Origin of the sequence: Marinobacter alkalisoli (assembly GCF_045449855.1) — a bacterium.
Lineage (GTDB): Bacteria > Pseudomonadota > Gammaproteobacteria > Pseudomonadales > Oleiphilaceae > Marinobacter.
Genome location: NZ_JBJJLC010000003.1, coordinates 173,490 through 189,450, shown reverse-complemented (window position 1 = coordinate 189,450; position 15,961 = coordinate 173,490). Strand labels below are relative to the sequence as shown.

Below are 15,961 nucleotides of genomic sequence, written 5' to 3'. Positions count from 1 at the left end.
TCCCCGCCAATCAGTTTTCGTCATTCCCCGCGGGCATAATGGTATCGCCGCCCGGCATTTCGCGTTGCGTGTGCAGGAAGTACAGGTGACGCTCATACTGGTCGAGAATGTCCGCAATCACCTGCTCGCGGGAGTACCCGTAGAGGTCATAACCCTGACCGCCCTCTGTGAGGTGAACCTCCAGGCGGTAATAATGAGTATCGGATCGGGTTGCGCGGATCGAAAATGCTGGCATCTTGCATCTGGCGGGCCAGATGCCGTAGCTGAAATCCTGCTCGCCGCCCAGGTTAACGCGCAGGACGATGTGCTCATTGCCCTGCCCTCCTTCTTCAATGTCCACGGCGAATCCCTGCTGTGAAAGGACCTGTTTGATCTCTTCCATCGCCGGTTTTGCTACGTCTCCCAGGAAGCGACGGGATTGATTCAGAGTCGGGAAACTCACGCTGCGGGTCAGGCGCTGCTGCCAGTTCAGGGCAGCGTTCTTGCCGGGGTCGGTCCGCCCCGACAGATGCCCGGCCATGCTGCCGCGATGGCTGTCCTCCTTCAATCCTTCGAGCTGCAACGCCTTGAATAAACCGAGCATCATCAGAAACAGCACGAAAGCAAACGGCAAGCCCATGATCACCACCGTACCTTGCAACGCGCTGAGCCCGCCGGCCATCAGCAACGCCACCGTTAACACCCCGATAATGGCGGCCCAAAGCACCCGCATCCAGCCCGGCGCATCGTGGTTGGGGTCGCGGAGAACTGACGTAAGATTGGACAATACCAGCGAGCCGGAGTCACCGGAGGTCACAAAGAACACAATCGCCAGAATGGTCACCACGATGGTGGTAAGACCCACCCAGGGAAAACTTTCCAGGAAAAGATAGATGGATGAACCGGGATGCTCCATCGCCTCCTGGCCGAACCCCACCACGCCGCTGTCATTCATTACGAGGTCGATGGCGCTGTTTCCCATGATGGACATCCAGGCCATCATGAAGGCCAGCGGCAGCATCAGTGTGCCCGCCACAAACTGCCGGATGGTTCTGCCCCGTGAAATCCTCGCCAGAAAAAGACCGACGAACGGCCCCCAGGCAATCCACCAGGCCCAGAAAAACACCGTCCAGGCGTTCAACCAGTCTGTGGGTGGATCAAAGGCATAGGTATTGAAAGACATCGTGATGAAGCTGGAGAGGTAATCCCCCACGTTCATGACCAAGGCATTCAAAAGAAAAATCGTCTTGCCGCTGAACAAAATGAACAGCATCAGCAGCAGCGCCAGTGCCATGTTGAATTCGGAAAGACGGCGGATACCTCTGTCCACGCCGGTAAACGCCGAAATCGCCGAGAAAATAACAATCAAAATAGCCAATACAGTTTGGGTCAGCGTGCTCTCTGATACGCCAAACATGTAGTTGAGACCAAAGTTCAGCTGAATGATCCCGATTCCGAGACTGGTGGCAACACCGAACACCGTACCCAGCACCGCGGCCGCATCGACGGTGTGGCCGATCGGGCCTTTTATGCGTTTGCCGAATATTGGATACAGGGTTGAGCGGATGGTAAGCGGCAGGCCGTGCCGGTAACTGAAAAAAGCGAGCGCCATGCCCACCAGGGTGTACACGCCCCAGCCGGACAGCCCCCAATGCAGGAAGGTGATTTCCATGGCGTGCCTGGCAGCCGCCACCGTCTCCGGATCTCCGGCCGGAGGCGCAAGGTACTGAGTAACCGGTTCCGCGATGCAGAAAAACAGCAAATCAATCCCGATACCGGCCGAGAACAGCATGGCCGCCCAGGTCAGCACGTTGAAATCCGGTTTGGAATGAGCCGGGCCCAGCCTTAACTTTCCGAACCGTGAGCAGCCAATAGCGATCACAAACACCAGATAGGCCACAACAGAGATAAAATAGAACCAGCCGAAGCTATCGGATATCCAGGCCAGCACGCTATAAATAACGGCGCTCGACGACTCGGTAAACAGAATGGTCCACACCGCGAACACCACAATGGCCGCCGCTGAACCATAGAACACAATGGGATTCAGGCGATCTTCCCGATTAGCCCCGCTACTCTCTTCAGCCTCGTCCGTCATACGTGCCTCCGTGGAGAAACGAATCCGGCAGGGTCCCCTGCCAGAATCGACGCCACTACCGCTCACGAAACTCTGAGGTCAGTACTGGCTGGAAATGGCGGTCATTGGTATTACTTTGGTATAGAAAGACAAACGGAGGGCGTCAAGGCGACGAGAGCATTGCACTCGTGCGACAACCAGAACTCACCGTGACCGGTGCGGTTTAGATAAGGAAAAAATGGAGGCGCGGGTCGGAATCGAACCGGCGTACACGGAGTTGCAGTCCGCTGCATAACCACTCTGCCACCGCGCCGGGGAAAAGTCCGAGGAGTTTTAAGGACTTTCATGCTCTCAGGTGGGCTGTGAGAGACTGTGTTAAATTGGAGCGGGAAACGAGATTCGAACTCGCGACCCCAACCTTGGCAAGGTTGTGCTCTACCAACTGAGCTATTCCCGCTTGGTCAACGAGGGCGTATTCTACGGATTCGACCGATTGCGTCAACCACTTTTTTCAACTTTTTGTTTTGCCTGGTTTTTATGAACAATAATTGAACAATATCGGGGAGCATTATGACGCCACCACCCTCATCCCGGACCGCCAGCTCTGTTCCCGGCGAGATCCTGACGGATGGTAGCCAACTGACGATTCAGGGGGACTGGGTACTTGGCCATTACCCGGAACTGAAGACTTTGATTGCCCGGCTCCAAACGTCCGGGTCAGTTGAAGGTTGCAGCGGCAATATCACCAACCTTGGCCGGGTTGATACCGCCGGCGCCGCCCTGCTGGCGGAACTGTTGGGCGCTAAGGTACTGGCCGGTCTTGCGGACAGCACCCCGGGGCTTGCGGATGAAAGGCGCGCCCTGCTCCGCGCAGTCGCCAGGGCAATGGGCGACAGAAACGAGCCGCAACCTCCCGCCTACAACCCGGTGGTGGCAATGCTGTCCACCCTCGGGCAACGCGTTGAAGAGCTATACGACCTGCTCCGGTTACTGCTGGCCTTTATCGGTGAGACTCTGGCGGCACTGGCATACAACCTTCCCCGCCCGCGACGCTGGCGGGTTACCGCGTTTGTGGCGGCAATTCAGGACACCGGGCTGAACGCACTCCCCATTGTTGCCCTGCTGACATTCCTGGTGGGGGCAGTGGTGGCGTTCCTCGGCGCCACGGTGCTGGAAGCGTTCGGCGCGACCATCTATACCGTTAACCTAGTGGCTTTCTCGTTCCTGCGGGAGTTCGGCGTACTGCTGGCCGCTATCCTCCTCGCTGGTCGTACCGCCAGCTCCTTTACCGCCCACCTCGGCGCCATGAAGGTCAACGAGGAACTGGATGCCATCCGCACCCTGGGGCTGAGTCCCGTTGAATTGCTGGTGCTGCCCAGGGTGCTGGCGATGATGATCAGCCTGCCGTTGCTGACCTTCGTCGGTATGCTATCGGGGATGGCCGGCGGAGCAGCAGTGTGTGCCCTCGTGCTGGACATCTCCCCGACCCAGTTCCTCGCCATCGTTGAGCAGGACATTGCTCTCAAACACTTTCTGGTTGGCCTCGGCAAGGCGCCGGTCTTCGCCTTCCTGATCGCCGTTATTGGCTGCCTGGAAGGCTTCAAGGTCAGTGGCAGCGCACAGTCGGTGGGCGAACACACCACATCCAGCGTGGTGCAGTCCATTTTCATGGTGATTCTGCTGGATTCCATCGCTGCGCTATTCTTCATGGAAATGGGATGGTGAGCATGAGGCAGGAAAACTCAGCGATGGGCAACAGCCGCGAGAACATTCTGGTCGAAGTCCGGGGCTTGGAAAACCGGTTTGACTCCCATGTGGTCCACGATGGCCTGGATCTGGATATCCGGCGCGGGGAAATTCTTGGTGTCGTTGGCGGCTCAGGCACGGGTAAATCCGTACTGCTTCGCAGCATCGTTGGCCTGCATCGCCCCACCAGCGGTGAGATCCGGGTATTTGGCCAGGATCTGCACAGTTTACCGGACAGGGAGCGGGCCCGGATCGAACAGCGGTTTGGCATTCTGTTTCAGGGCGGAGCGTTGTTCACCTCACTCAATCTTCGGGAAAACATTGCCGTCCCGTTGATGGAACACGCCGGTCTCACCCGCCCCATGGCGGAACACCTGGCGCAGATGAAGCTCGCCCTCGCGGGGTTGCCGCCAGAGGCGGCCCTGCAGTATCCGGCGGAATTGTCCGGCGGCATGGTCAAGCGCGCGGCCCTTGCCAGAGCCCTCGCGCTGGATCCGGAAATCCTGTTCCTGGACGAGCCCACCGCCGGGCTTGACCCCATTGGCGCCGCGGCGTTCGACGGGCTCATCAAGACCCTGCGGGATGCTTTGGGCCTGACGGTATTCATGGTTACCCACGACCTCGACACGCTATACAGCACCTGCGACCGGGTTGCGGTATTGTCACAGAAAAAAGTGCTGGTAGCCGATAGCCTTGAGGTGGTGGAAGCAACCGACGACGAATGGGTGCACGACTATTTCCACGGCCCCCGTGGCCGCGCCGCCGCACATTCAGCAGCAGCCGGGATGCAGGAGCAGTAGAGTATGGAGCCTAAAGCTCACCATATTATCATCGGACTGTTTACGGTCATCATTGCCGCCGCAGCCCTGATATTTGCGCTCTGGCTGGGAAAATCCGCGACCGATCGTGACTGGGCCTGGTACGAAATCGGGTTCGATCACCCGGTCAGCGGTCTTTCCAAGGGCAACCCGGTACAGTACAGCGGCGTCGAAGTTGGCGAAGTGGTGGACCTGTCCCTGGATTCTGAAAACCCCAGTCACGTGAGAGTGCTGATTCGTGTGGACGAGAACGTGAAGATCCGCGAAAACACCCGCGTCGGACTGGTGCTCGCCAATATCACCGGCAGCATGAGCGTACGCTTCCAGGGCGGCACGATCGATAGCCCGGTACTGGAAGGCAGTCGTAGCGATCCGCCATTGATCACGGCTGAACCTTCTGTATTCACCTCCCTGCTGGATAACGGCGAGGCTCTGTTAAGTAAAGCCGAACGCCTCCTGACCAACGCCAACATTTTGTTCTCGGAAGAGAATAGCGAAAATCTGACCCGCATCCTCCGCAATGCCCGGGTAGCCACGGACGGGCTGATGGACCGGCGGGGAGAACTGGAGCAGTTACTCGAACGGATGAACGACGCCAGCGTGCGGGCCGCGGAAGCCTCAGCACGAGTATCGGCATTTGCCAACAACGCCGACCAGTTATTACAGAGCGAGGGCAAGAACACCCTGGCATCCCTCAACAGCGCCATTGCCTCGATCCAGACCACAGCAACCCGCATCGAGCAACTGACCGCCAGCAATAAAGGCGCGCTGGATGAAGGCCTTCAGGGCCTGGCCGAGCTCTCGCCCGCTCTCCGGGAGCTGCGAAGTACGCTCCGCAACCTCAATCATTTCACCCGGCGCCTTGAAGATGATCCTTCCAGCACCATCTGGAACCGGGAAAACATTCAGGAGGTGCCACAATGAGTGTTCGCCATGCGCAAACGTTCACCGCTCTGGCAATCACAACCGCACTCGCCGGATGCACGGTATTCCCGGATTACGAAGCGCCGCGGGTCATGGACATCCCGACACCGGCCGTTCCACCAAATGATAGCCATCCCGCGTTCGATACAACCCTGAGAATCGACACCCCCCAGGCAACTGAACCCTTTGACAGTTCGCGGATTCTGACCAAGCCTGCCCCCCATGAATACCAGATATACGGCGGCGTGCGCTGGCGCGATACGGCCCCGGTACTATTACGGGAGTTGATGATAGGGACATTCCGCCAGGAAGGACGTCTCCAGGGCGTGGTCAATGAAACCAGCCCCACTGGCAGCGACGTTACCCTGGTCAGTGACCTGTATGGGTTTCACAGTGAAACGGGAAGAAACGGTGTTCAGGTGTTCGTTTCCCTGTACGCCCAGTTGATGGACAACCGCACAAGGCAGACGGTCTGCACCGGCAACTTCAGAATAACCGCAGATGCGACAGGTCCCGGGATAGATCAGGTAGTCGAGGCCTTTGGCCGTGGCGGCGAAAAGCTGGGCCAGCAGCTACGCGACTGGCTCAGCGACTGCCTGGAAGCGTGATCAGGACTCCTGCCTGGGGAACAGATCCGGCCATGCCGCCTGCAGGTACAGGATCATTGACCAGAATGTCAGACCAGCGGCTACGTAAAGCAGCCCTATCCCGATCCACGACCAGAACTCGCCCGGAGGAAAGGCCAACAGCGTAATGATGGACACCATCTGTGCCGTGGTTTTTATCTTGCCGATGTAAGACACGGCAACGCTGGCCCGGCTGCCGATCTCGGCCATCCATTCCCGCAGTGCGGAAATGACGATTTCGCGGCCGATAATCACGGTAGCGGGAATGGTCAGGATCAGGCTGGCATGCTCCTCAATCAGTACGGTCAGGGCAACCGCTACCATCAGCTTGTCCGCCACCGGATCCAGGAACGCCCCGAAGGGGGTGCTCTGGTCCAGTTTTCTGGCCAGGTAGCCATCGAGCCAGTCGGTGGCGCCCGCCAGAGCGAAAATAGCCGCGCTAACCAGATAACTCCATTGCACCGGCAGGTAAAAAATCACCACAAAAACCGGGATCATCACAATGCGGGATAGCGTCAGTACGTTTGGTAAATTCATGCTGTCCTTACTCGTCGTGCAATGCTGCGTAGATGGTTTCCGCCAGTGATTTGCTGATGCCCTGAACCTTGGCCATCTCATCGACGCTGGCTTTACGAAGTTCCTGTATGCCACCGAAGTAGCGAATGAGATCCCGCCGGCGCTTGGGTCCCACACCCTCGATACCTTCCAGCGTCGATTGCCGGCGCTTTTTGTCTCGGCGGGCACGGTGGCCGGTAATCGCGAAGCGGTGGGACTCATCCCGGATGTGCTGAATCAGGTGCAGTGCGGGCGAATCCGCCGGCACCCGAAAGACATCCCCGGTCATGGCATCAATTAACTGCTCCATACCGGCCCGGCGGGTGACGCCTTTGGCCACACCGATCAGCGGAATATCGGAAATCCCCAATTCATCAAAGACTTCCCGGGCAATGTTCAACTGTCCTTTACCACCGTCGATAAACACCAGGTCAGGGCGTTTGCCGTCACCTGAAACCATCCGCCTGTAGCGACGGGTCAGGACCTGACGCATGGCGGCGTAGTCGTCCCCGGCGGTAACGCCCTCAATGTTATACAGCCGGTAGTCACTCTTAAGCGGCCCATTTTCGTCGAAAACCACGCAAGATGCGACCGTGTTTTCGCCATGGCTGTGACTGATGTCGAAACACTCCATTCGTGACGGCGTTTCTGTCAGTTCCAGCATGTCCCTCAATGCCAGTAATCGCCGATAGACGGTTTCCTTGCTGGCCAGGTGGCTCAGCAGGGTCTGGCGGGCATTGGTCATCGCCAGTTCCAGCCATTTGCGCCGTTCGCCACGAACGTTGCGACGGATTCGGGTGTCCCGGCCTGCCGACTCGCTTAACGCCTGCGCCAGCAATGATTCCCCCTCGACTTCCACCGGCACCAGAATATCCTGGGGAATTTCCCTGCGGGTACTGCCACCGAAATAGTACTGCCCCAGGAACGCGCTCAGCAGTTCGCCTTCCGACTGTTCTATCGAGTAACGGGGGAAGTAGTCCTTGGTGCCGAGAACCCGGCCACCCCGGACAACAATCACCACGATGCAGACGACCCCCGCATCCTGGGAAATGGCGACCACGTCGGCGTCTCCCCCTTCGCCGTCCACGGATTGTTGTTCCTGGACATGGCGGAGGTGATTAATCTGATCACGATAGGCTGCTGCTTTCTCGAATTCCAGGTTCTGTGAGGCCTTCTCCATCGCTTCCATAAGATCATGGATGATGGCGGGATTTTTCCCTTCCAGGAACATGGTGGCGTGACGGATGTCCTCCCGATAATCCTCCGGAGAAATATATTCCACACACGGGGCCGTGCAGCGGTGGATCTGGTATTGAAGACAGGGGCGGGTTCTGTTCCTGAAAAAGCTTTCACTACAAGATCTTATACGGAAAACCTTTTGCAGGACATTAAGACTTTCCTTGACCGCGCCGGAACTGGGAAACGGCCCGAACCAGGTGCCGCCGCCTTTTTTCGTGCGCCCCCGCCGAAACGTCAGTGACGGGTAATCTTCATGGGAAGACAGGTAAATATACGGGTAGGACTTATCATCCCGAAGCAGGATATTGTAGGGCGGCCGAAGGGATTTGATGAGGTTCTGTTCCAGCAGCAGCGCTTCGGTCTCGCTACCGGTAATGGTGACCTCAATGGATGCAATTTTCGCCACCAGCGCTTCGGTTTTCGGCGCCAGGCCAGACTTGCGGAAGTAGCTGCCCACCCGCTTCCTGAGATTGCGCGCCTTGCCCACGTACAGGACCGACCCGCCCTCGTCGTACATTCGATATACGCCAGGCCGTTCCGTAAGCTGTTTCAGAAAATTTCTGGAGTCGAATTCAGACCTTGTCGGCATCGAGCAACCCGAGCCGTACCGCCATCAAAGCGAGCTCAACGTCACTGGAAATTTCCAGCTTCTCGAATATTCGGTAACGGTAACTGTTGACGGTTTTGGGGCTGAGGCACAGTTTGTCGGAAATGTCCTGAACTTTCTGGCAATCCACCACCATCATGGCGATTTGCATTTCCCGTTCCGACAAGCGGTCAAACAATGACAGATCACCATCTTCGCCGTTGGGATCGCCCCCCAACTGCTTGAGCGCCATTTTCTGGGCAATCTCGGGACTGATGTAGCGCTGGCCGGAATGGGCCATCCGGATCGCACGTACCATTTCCTTGATATCAGCGCCCTTGGTGATATAAGCCGACGCGCCACTCTGCATCACCCGGGTGGGATAGGGATCGTCGGCGCACGCCGTTACCACAATGACCCGGGTAGTATCGTCAATGCGCAGAATCCGGCGAGTAGCCTCGAGACCGCCGATACCGGGCATGCGAATGTCCATCAGGACAATGTCCGGCGTTTGCTTGCGCACAAACTCAATGGCGTCCTCACCGGAGGAGGCCTGGCCGATGACGTCGATATCGGGGTTATCCGCCAGCATCCGGGTAATCCCGGAACGCACCAGCTCATGGTCATCAACAACCAATACCCTGATCAAAACTCACCTCGCACACGGCTTCTGGTAAAAACAGCGGGATTGTACCGTTTATAAGAACCCCGGGGTAGGTGTTCTCGCGGATCGATGAAACATGAATGAGCGTTCAAGCGGGAACACCCAACCCGGCAGCATTCTCAACCGGATCAAACCACACCACCAGATCCCCCCGCTTAACGGCCGCTTTTACCCGGCCCCGCTCATCCATTGGGCTTTCGGTGTCATTCAGGCCGTGGTAACGGGTGCAATATTCGTCTACAAGCCCGTCTACCTGATCATCGGAGAGCAGCTCCGTATCAACCACGAACTTTTCCTGCCTGGGGTCGGACTCAGGTTGCTGGCTGGCGTCGTCGATCATGATTCCTCCGTTACAGTGACTTATCATAAGGCCTGAGGAGGACTCGGTGAAGTGGTGTTACTGTTAAGTTGTGCGAAACCTTGCAATTAATTGTCGCATAGACAATGACTCCTGACGGAGCGCCTCACTGATTTCCCGAGTACTATCCACGCTACTGCTCAGCACACCGGCACTGTCGTCCAGTGCGGCAGAGCGCCTGCCAACCCGCTCGATTTCACCCCGTTGATGGCTGACTGCAGCGTTGATTTCCCCTGTCCGGGTTTGCAGCGCCTCAAAACGTGCGCCAAGCTCGATCAGGTGATCTTTCAGAGCGTTGAGGTTGTTCCGATTGCTCGCTCCGGCCTCGCTCATCTCCTCAAGCAGCCCATCGACATTACCAACTCCCTGGACCAGATCATGGACCCATTGACGGATTTCCGTTGTCGAATCCGCTGTGCGCCGGGACAGGGTTCGGACTTCATCAGCCACCACCGCAAAGCCCCGGCCGTGCTCTCCCGCCCTGGCAGCCTCAATGGCTGCATTGAGTGCCAGCAGGTTGGTCTGTTCGGCGATATCGGCAATCACCCCGATAACCTGTTCGATCCTGGATGTAGAGCCGCCAAGCGCCTGAATGGCAGCAGAGACACGACCAATGACTTCGTTGGCGTGTTCGGCGCCCCGCTCGCTGTTGCGTAGACCGCTGTGTACTTCATCGTTGGCGGATGAAGCCTCGCGCACAGTATCAGCAGCATTAGCCGAGGCCGCCTCTATGGCCGTCGCCTGATCGGCAATGACTGCCATGGACTGGCTGACGTCCCTTATCTGGGTGCGAGTGCGATCGGAAGACTTCTGGACTTCCTCCGCCTGAGTATCCAGGGATGCCGAGCGATGGTCCAGGGTACGGGAAGCCTCCCGGATGTCGCCGATAAAACCGTTGAAGCGAGTGACCAGACCACCCAGCGCAACGCTGACGCCGGCCACCTCATCCTGCCCCGAAACCGCGGGGACGTTCGTCAGATCCGCGGTTTTCTCCATCTGATGCAGGTCCCGCTCTATTCGCCTCAAGCGCACAATCACAGTCGCTCTCAGCCACAGAGTCATCAGTAGCACCGCCAGCATAAAGATGATTGATCCCACCACCAGATAAACCTGTTGGGTCTCCAGAAACGCCAGCAACTCCTGAGCGCCGGAGTCGATACGTTTGCGACTGGCGTTACGACGATCGGCTATGGATTCGAGCATGGGGTCCAATGCGGGGAAAAGTTTGAAGTCAACCACCTGCCCTACCCGATAATAACTCTGCTCCTCAATGCCCGGAGCCAGGTCGGCCAGCAGAGACTTAACGGCGGCAAATCTGTCGGCGTTTTCTGTCGCCCAATCCGCCAGCAGCGGGTTTGAGCGTATCGTGCTCCAGTTTTCCGCAACGGAGTGCTGAATGGACTGGAATTCTTCGTCGATCTCATTCCAGAGCAACAATTGCGACTTTACCTTGTACGCCAGGTCCTGCAGTCGTCGGTGGTCCGCCTCGAGATCTTCCAGTGACCAGGATTCCGTCAGGTTGTCTTTGATCAGCTGCTCGGAGGCTTGCTCAGCCCTGGTAATGATGGACCAGGACAATAACGCCAGTCCAAACACGGCCACCACCGACAGGCATGAGAAAAACAGGATACGACTACGGACAGTTCTGAGCATGACAACTCCACATGCAGGCTTTGCGGTGGAGGTTATGCCAATTCGGTGACACTTTTATTGCAGAGGAACAGAACGCCATTGCCCTCCATTGCGGCGGGCCATGTAACCTGTATTATGATTCAGCAGCCAGGGTGGCAGGTGGAACTAGCCCGCGCTCCCTTCCAGATTGGCCACCAGCCGTGAATCTTTCAGTGCGGCTGTCCGATGCTTTACGACGCCCTTGTACTCAGGGCTCTCGATCATCGCCATGAATGCATCCACGGATGGGTACCGAACCAGCAGAACCTGATCCCAGGACTCGTCGGGGGGCGCAATCAGTGAACCGACGCTACGCCCGGACCAGATCACCTCCGCACCGACGGCCCGCACACAGGCTGCCGCTTCCTGCATGTAGAGTGAGTAGGCTTCACGCCCGGACCGGTCCGGAGCCTCATCCTTGTACTGGGCGCGATCACGAAACCGCAACAGGTTAAGCATAACGACGGGCTGGTCTTTGGGGGTATTCGCCAGAACTTTCTGAAGCTGTTCGGGAGTCGGATTAAAGGTTTCCATGGTCTATCAGGCTCTGAACGTTCGTTATATTTTGGATATGTGCCCGTCACTATAGCGCAGCATGCCCCCCGGCCACCAAGACCTTTCAATTACATTTCATTCAACCTGGATCAACCTCCGGACTACAGCCCGAGCCCTGGTATCAATACAAGTCCCTGGCCAAAGCTTGGTCGATGCAGGCCTTGAGCGTATTATACAAACCAACCTGTCCCTCTAAGCCCTTTGTGCAATTCCCTTTTTCGGCTCGAAACAGGATCCTGTGCCAGTGATTACCCTCTTCATCCCCACCCACATCCGTCCACAGTAACGCTATGACACTTCTCGATATTTTCTATCAAACCCTGGAAACCACCCTGCCGGTATTTGCCATGGTCTTTATCGGCCTCGGCCTGAAGCACATTGGCTGGATCAACAATGATTTCGTTAATACCGCTTCCGCGCTGGTGTTCAAGGCGACTCTGCCAACCCTGGTGTTCCTCAGCATTATTCGGGCGGATCTGGAAACGGCACTGAACGTCCACCTGCTGATGTTCTTCCTGGCAGCAACCCTGGCGAGTTTCGCCCTGGCATGGGGCTGGGCTGTTTGGCGGGTGCCCGGGGAAGACCGCGGTGTGTATGTGCAGGGAGCGTTTCGCGGCAACTGCGGCATTGTGGGCCTTGCGCTGGCAGCAAGCCTCTACGGCGACTACGGGCTGTCCGCCGGAGGTATATTGCTCGGGCTGGTGATTATCTCCTACAACGCCTTATCGGTAATGGTCCTGCTGGCCTATCAACCAGGCAAATCCGCCAGCTGGCGCCGTATCCTCAGCGACATCGTCCGCAATCCATTGATTATCTCGGTCTTCCTGGCCATCCCGTTCGCCTGGTGGCAGGTGTCTTTCCCGACCTGGGTCATGACCAGCGGCGACTACTTCGCTTCTCTCACATTACCGCTTGCCCTGCTTTGCATAGGCGCAACCGTCTCCCTCAGCGCTATTCGCAGTGACAGCCGCACCGCCATCAGTTCCAGCGTTATGAAGATGGTGGCTCTTCCTGCCCTGTGCACCGGCGCGGCCTGGCTGTCAGGTTTCCGGGATGCCGAACTCGGGCTGATGTTTCTGTTCTTCGCCAGCCCCACTGCGGCAGCCAGTTTTGTTATGGTCAAAGCGCTGGGCGGCAATGACCGGCTGGCTGCCAACATCATTGCATTAACCACCTTGATGGCGAGCGTAACCGTAACGGTCGGGGTTTTCCTGTTGCGGAGCCAGGGCGTCATCTGATTCGACAACGTGTACCAGCGCAATTCTCACTACACAACGCAGAGGCGATTTATGCAGCAGGAAAAGCCCTACTCACAGGCGTGTGAAAACAACAAACCCTTTATTCTCGAGAAGCTGACCCTGATCTTCCGCACGCCCGCCACCATTCTTGAGGTGGGCACGGGGACCGGGCAGCATGCGGTGCACTTTGCCGGTCATATACCCCACCTGACCTGGCAGCCCAGTGACCATCCGGATAACTACCAGCTTTGCCTGCCCTGGCTTGAGGACTCCCGGCTCGGCAACATCCTGGCGCCGGTGGCGCTGGACGTTGGTGAAGCGGACTGGCCAATACCTGAGATCCATGGCGCGTTTTCCGCCAATACCGCCCACATCATGGCCTGGGAGGAAGTTGAGGCCATGTTCTCAGGCCTGGCCCAACGGTTGCCGGAAAACGGCGCTTTCTGCCTGTACGGCCCATTCAACTATAACGGGACCTACACCAGTGACAGCAACCGACAATTTGACCAGTACCTGAAGGCCCGTTATCCCCATATGGGCATTCGTCACATTGAGGACATGGAAGTAATGGCTGGCGAAAATGACCTGTTTCTGGAAAGTGATTTCGAAATGCCCGCCAACAACCGCTTCCTGGTCTGGCGCAAACGCTGATTAGTGCATGTCAGTCAGGAGGTCAAAGCCCCGACGGCACCCATCCAGGTAACTGCCGCCAAAAAGGTTGTAGTGGTTCAGGTAATGATAGAGATTGTAGATCTCCTTCTTCAGCGGGTAATCCGTGCTACGGAGCCATACGGAGTCGTATGCGGCGTAGAATGCCGCGCCAAACCCGCCAAACATTTCTGTCATCGCCACGTCTGCTTCCCGGTCCCCAAAGTACACCGCCGGGTCGATCAGCCAGGGTGTGTGGCCTTCAAACAGCGCATTACCACCCCACAGGTCACCGTGTAACAGACTGGGCTGTTCGCAACGGGCGTCCAGCCAGCTCTCCAGCGCAGTCGCGCTTCTGTCCAGAATAGCCTGAAAATCCCGCCGCACTCCCGCATTGCGGATCAGCGCCACCTGGTAACCAAGCCGGTTGTTTACAAAGAAATGCCCCCAACTCCTGAACCTGCCATTCACCTGTGGAGACAGGCCAATGTAGTTGTCAGCCTCGAGACCATAGAACGGCTGCACCACCCAATGCAGGGTCGCAAGCCCCTCCCCCAGTTTTGCCAGTGCATCATCCGAGGAAGATCCTGCCGCAATGGCTTCCATCTCCAGCACCGATTCGTCGACGTGAAACACCTCCGGCACACGAATCATTGCGGCCTGCCCGGCATTCAGCAGTTCCGACCGCAGCAATGCCAGCCCCTCTGCTTCACGGATCAACGCATTCGGGTACCCGGAGTGATTGTATTTACGGTAAGTCGCCATTTCCCTCATTTCCGCGCTTGAGCTTTCCTGTCCAGGGCTTGTACATTGATAATTAGCGTACCATGCCACATAACACGGGAAAGACCATGATGCGAACACGCTGGGTAATAGTGGTTTCAGGTAAGGTACAAGGGGTGTATTACCGCTCTTCCACTGAGGATGTCGCCAGGCGACTGAACCTCACGGGTTACGCAAAAAACCTGTCCGACGGTCGGGTGGAAATTGTGGCGGAGGGCTTGCAGGAGGATCTTCAGGCGCTGAAGGATTGGTGCGAGGAAGGGCCACCGGCTGCCAGAGTCACGGGAGTGGAGGTTCGCGAAGCGCCTGTATCCGATGAATTTCGGGAGTTCAGGATAAAAGACTGAAGTGCTGTAATAAAAAACCCCAGCATTTCTGCTGGGGTTTTGTATTGGCGGAGAGGGAGGGATTATTCGGGCCTTCGGCCCTCACCCCTTCGGGGCCGTCGTCGCTTTGCTCCGACGTTCCTTCGGCTGCTTCGCAGCCTGCGGTCGAACCCGGCGAGGCTTCTCACCCGCCCTCACGGCCAATAAAAAACCCCAGCATTTCTGCTGGGGTTTTGTATTGGCGGAGAGGGAGGGATTCGAACCCTCGATACGCTATTAACGTATACACACTTTCCAGGCGTGCGCCTTCAGCCACTCGGCCACCTCTCCAATAAACTGTTCCAAATCAGTGATGTCGTCACTGATTTGAGGGCGCAAACTCTAATGAATTTTCAGGCGTTTGGCAACTCTCTTTGGAAAAATCGTAGAAAAAATTACACTGCAACGCGACATCGGTTAACGATTGAGCGTTTTCAGGGCTATCGTTACTGTATTGAAGCGGCCTGATGGGCGTCAGATACTACCAGCCAATATAAGGAGAACAATAATGCTGATGAAAGCCGACCAATCCATCCTGATCCTGATCGACCTGCAGGAAAAGCTGATGCCAGCCATCGCCGATGGCGCTTCCGTCATCAGCCAGAGTCTGAAGCTGGCGACTATGGCCGGACTGTTGGAGGTGCCCGTGGTAGCGACCGAGCAGCTGCCGGAAAAGCTCGGGCATAACGTGCCGGACATTCTTGAGCTGTGCGATCAGGTCATCGGGAAATACCATTTCGATGCCTGTCCCGACGGGCTGATTGATGAATTGCCGGAAGGTCGCCAACAAATCGTCATCGGTGGCTGTGAAGCCCATGTCTGCATGATGCAGACCGCGTTGAGCCTGGTGGACGCCGGTTACAAGGTCTGGGTGGTCGCGGACGCCACCGGGTCACGTAACGAGCTTGACCGGGATGTGGCGCTGGATCGCCTGCACCAGAGCGGCGCCAGGATTGTGACGGTCGAGATGGTGGCTTTTGAATGGCTAAGGCATTGCAAGCACCCGCGTTTTCGCGACATTCAGGGACTGATCAAATAGCCTCTGACCCATCGCGCACGTCGTATTGTCGAAGGAGCCATTCGCTGGTCCCGCAGAATTGTGCTTAAATGGACCTGTCGCAATTGGATG

General features: G+C 57.2%; 16 protein-coding genes, 3 tRNA genes and 1 other RNA gene. 8 read left to right on the top strand and 12 right to left on the bottom strand.

Translation table 11 applies throughout. The features are described 5' to 3' along the window. Positions 1-10: 10 nt before the first annotated feature. The 3 genes from betT to ACJO5Y_RS01000 form a co-directional block, all read right to left on the bottom strand. Positions 11-2,077: a choline BCCT transporter BetT gene (gene betT, locus ACJO5Y_RS01010; protein ID WP_406984354.1), complete on the bottom strand. Its 2,067-nt coding sequence runs from the start codon at positions 2,075-2,077 to the stop codon at positions 11-13. 218 nt (positions 2,078-2,295) lie between these two features. Next, positions 2,296-2,369, bottom strand: a tRNA-Cys gene (locus ACJO5Y_RS01005). Between the two features lie 68 nt (positions 2,370-2,437). Continuing rightward, positions 2,438-2,513, bottom strand: a tRNA-Gly gene (locus tag ACJO5Y_RS01000). Positions 2,514-2,626: 113 nt separating this feature from the next. On the opposite strand from ACJO5Y_RS01000, the gene ACJO5Y_RS00995 reads away from it, so the two are divergent. The 4 genes from ACJO5Y_RS00995 to ACJO5Y_RS00980 are packed head-to-tail and all read left to right on the top strand — an operon-like array spanning position 2,627 to position 6,152. Further along, positions 2,627-3,781 (top strand): MlaE family ABC transporter permease, encoded by a 1,155-nt coding sequence (locus ACJO5Y_RS00995; RefSeq protein ID WP_406984352.1) that lies wholly within the window; start codon positions 2,627-2,629, stop codon positions 3,779-3,781. 2 nt (positions 3,782-3,783) lie between these two features. Next, positions 3,784-4,602, top strand: a complete 819-nt coding sequence (locus ACJO5Y_RS00990; protein WP_406984350.1) for an ABC transporter ATP-binding protein — start codon at positions 3,784-3,786, stop codon at positions 4,600-4,602. A 3-nt stretch (positions 4,603-4,605) separates the two neighbouring features. Beyond that, the gene (locus ACJO5Y_RS00985) at positions 4,606-5,544 is read left to right on the top strand and encodes an MlaD family protein (RefSeq protein ID WP_406984348.1); all 939 of its coding nucleotides are present in this window, start codon (positions 4,606-4,608) and stop codon (positions 5,542-5,544) included. Further along, positions 5,541-6,152: an ABC-type transport auxiliary lipoprotein family protein gene (locus ACJO5Y_RS00980; RefSeq protein ID WP_406984346.1), complete on the top strand. Its 612-nt coding sequence runs from the start codon at positions 5,541-5,543 to the stop codon at positions 6,150-6,152. The genes ACJO5Y_RS00985 and ACJO5Y_RS00980 overlap by 4 nt, the downstream gene beginning before the upstream one ends. Here ACJO5Y_RS00980 and pgsA read toward each other — a convergent pair whose 3' ends face one another. The 6 genes from pgsA to ACJO5Y_RS00950 all read right to left on the bottom strand — a co-directional run bounded on the left by pgsA (position 6,153) and on the right by ACJO5Y_RS00950 (position 11,777). Continuing rightward, complete coding sequence (gene pgsA, locus ACJO5Y_RS00975) at positions 6,153-6,707, bottom strand: CDP-diacylglycerol--glycerol-3-phosphate 3-phosphatidyltransferase (RefSeq protein ID WP_406984344.1); 555 nt, start codon at positions 6,705-6,707, stop codon at positions 6,153-6,155. It lies immediately after the preceding gene. A gap of 7 nt (positions 6,708-6,714) precedes the next feature. Further along, positions 6,715-8,553, bottom strand: a complete 1,839-nt coding sequence (uvrC, locus tag ACJO5Y_RS00970) for an excinuclease ABC subunit UvrC (protein WP_406984342.1) — start codon at positions 8,551-8,553, stop codon at positions 6,715-6,717. Beyond that, positions 8,537-9,199, bottom strand: coding sequence for a UvrY/SirA/GacA family response regulator transcription factor (gene uvrY, locus ACJO5Y_RS00965; RefSeq protein ID WP_406984340.1), 663 nt, complete (start codon positions 9,197-9,199; stop codon positions 8,537-8,539). Before uvrY ends, uvrC begins: the two co-directional genes overlap by 17 nt. Positions 9,200-9,302: 103 nt before the next feature. Further along, on the bottom strand, positions 9,303-9,554 hold the full coding sequence (locus ACJO5Y_RS00960) for a YheU family protein (protein ID WP_406984338.1): 252 nt from the start codon (positions 9,552-9,554) through the stop codon (positions 9,303-9,305). A gap of 63 nt (positions 9,555-9,617) precedes the next feature. Further along, positions 9,618-11,225 carry a methyl-accepting chemotaxis protein gene (locus ACJO5Y_RS00955; protein WP_406984336.1) on the bottom strand — a complete coding sequence of 536 codons (1,608 nt, stop codon included), beginning with the start codon at positions 11,223-11,225 and terminating at the stop codon, positions 9,618-9,620. A 144-nt stretch (positions 11,226-11,369) separates the two neighbouring features. Then, positions 11,370-11,777, bottom strand: coding sequence for a DUF1330 domain-containing protein (locus ACJO5Y_RS00950; protein ID WP_406984334.1), 408 nt, complete (start codon positions 11,775-11,777; stop codon positions 11,370-11,372). 311 nt (positions 11,778-12,088) lie between these two features. Here ACJO5Y_RS00950 and ACJO5Y_RS00945 point away from each other — a divergent pair, with 311 nt between their 5' ends. Beyond that, positions 12,089-13,036: an AEC family transporter gene (locus ACJO5Y_RS00945; protein ID WP_406984332.1), complete on the top strand. Its 948-nt coding sequence runs from the start codon at positions 12,089-12,091 to the stop codon at positions 13,034-13,036. A 51-nt stretch (positions 13,037-13,087) separates the two neighbouring features. Further along, the gene (locus tag ACJO5Y_RS00940) at positions 13,088-13,687 is read left to right on the top strand and encodes a DUF938 domain-containing protein (protein ID WP_406984330.1); all 600 of its coding nucleotides are present in this window, start codon (positions 13,088-13,090) and stop codon (positions 13,685-13,687) included. Here the strand turns inward: ACJO5Y_RS00940 and ACJO5Y_RS00935 are convergent, their stop codons facing one another. Further along, complete coding sequence (locus tag ACJO5Y_RS00935) at positions 13,688-14,449, bottom strand: fructosamine kinase family protein (protein ID WP_406984329.1); 762 nt, start codon at positions 14,447-14,449, stop codon at positions 13,688-13,690. 86 nt (positions 14,450-14,535) lie between these two features. Between ACJO5Y_RS00935 and ACJO5Y_RS00930 the strand changes: the two genes are divergently transcribed. Next, positions 14,536-14,814: an acylphosphatase gene (locus ACJO5Y_RS00930; protein ID WP_406984327.1), complete on the top strand. Its 279-nt coding sequence runs from the start codon at positions 14,536-14,538 to the stop codon at positions 14,812-14,814. A gap of 45 nt (positions 14,815-14,859) precedes the next feature. On the opposite strand, the gene ACJO5Y_RS00925 is transcribed toward ACJO5Y_RS00930, so the two are convergent. Both ACJO5Y_RS00925 and ACJO5Y_RS00920 read right to left on the bottom strand, forming a co-directional pair. Beyond that, a non-coding RNA gene (locus ACJO5Y_RS00925) (RtT sRNA) lies at positions 14,860-15,001 on the bottom strand. A gap of 31 nt (positions 15,002-15,032) precedes the next feature. Continuing rightward, positions 15,033-15,123, bottom strand: a tRNA-Ser gene (locus ACJO5Y_RS00920). A gap of 217 nt (positions 15,124-15,340) precedes the next feature. Between ACJO5Y_RS00920 and ACJO5Y_RS00915 the strand changes: the two genes are divergently transcribed. Further along, positions 15,341-15,871: a hydrolase gene (locus ACJO5Y_RS00915; protein ID WP_406984326.1), complete on the top strand. Its 531-nt coding sequence runs from the start codon at positions 15,341-15,343 to the stop codon at positions 15,869-15,871. Positions 15,872-15,961: the final 90 nt, after the last annotated feature.

Excerpts from the sequence above, each read along its gene's own strand:
- ACJO5Y_RS00915 (WP_406984326.1), top strand. The coding sequence starts at position 15,341 with ATGCTGATGAAAGCCGACCAATCCATCCTGATCCTGATCGACCTGCAG.
- ACJO5Y_RS00990 (WP_406984350.1), top strand. The coding sequence starts at position 3,784 with ATGAGGCAGGAAAACTCAGCGATGGGCAACAGCCGCGAGAACATTCTG.
- ACJO5Y_RS00945 (WP_406984332.1), top strand. The coding sequence starts at position 12,089 with ATGACACTTCTCGATATTTTCTATCAAACCCTGGAAACCACCCTGCCG.
- betT (WP_406984354.1), bottom strand. The coding sequence starts at position 2,077 with ATGACGGACGAGGCTGAAGAGAGTAGCGGGGCTAATCGGGAAGATCGC.
- ACJO5Y_RS00930 (WP_406984327.1), top strand. The coding sequence starts at position 14,536 with ATGATGCGAACACGCTGGGTAATAGTGGTTTCAGGTAAGGTACAAGGG.
- ACJO5Y_RS00995 (WP_406984352.1), top strand. The coding sequence starts at position 2,627 with ATGACGCCACCACCCTCATCCCGGACCGCCAGCTCTGTTCCCGGCGAG.
- ACJO5Y_RS00980 (WP_406984346.1), top strand. The coding sequence starts at position 5,541 with ATGAGTGTTCGCCATGCGCAAACGTTCACCGCTCTGGCAATCACAACC.
- ACJO5Y_RS00950 (WP_406984334.1), bottom strand. The coding sequence starts at position 11,777 with ATGGAAACCTTTAATCCGACTCCCGAACAGCTTCAGAAAGTTCTGGCG.
- ACJO5Y_RS00935 (WP_406984329.1), bottom strand. The coding sequence starts at position 14,449 with ATGGCGACTTACCGTAAATACAATCACTCCGGGTACCCGAATGCGTTG.
- uvrC (WP_406984342.1), bottom strand. The coding sequence starts at position 8,553 with ATGCCGACAAGGTCTGAATTCGACTCCAGAAATTTTCTGAAACAGCTT.
- pgsA (WP_406984344.1), bottom strand. The coding sequence starts at position 6,707 with ATGAATTTACCAAACGTACTGACGCTATCCCGCATTGTGATGATCCCG.
- ACJO5Y_RS00960 (WP_406984338.1), bottom strand. The coding sequence starts at position 9,554 with ATGATCGACGACGCCAGCCAGCAACCTGAGTCCGACCCCAGGCAGGAA.
- ACJO5Y_RS00940 (WP_406984330.1), top strand. The coding sequence starts at position 13,088 with ATGCAGCAGGAAAAGCCCTACTCACAGGCGTGTGAAAACAACAAACCC.
- ACJO5Y_RS00955 (WP_406984336.1), bottom strand. The coding sequence starts at position 11,225 with ATGCTCAGAACTGTCCGTAGTCGTATCCTGTTTTTCTCATGCCTGTCG.
- ACJO5Y_RS00985 (WP_406984348.1), top strand. The coding sequence starts at position 4,606 with ATGGAGCCTAAAGCTCACCATATTATCATCGGACTGTTTACGGTCATC.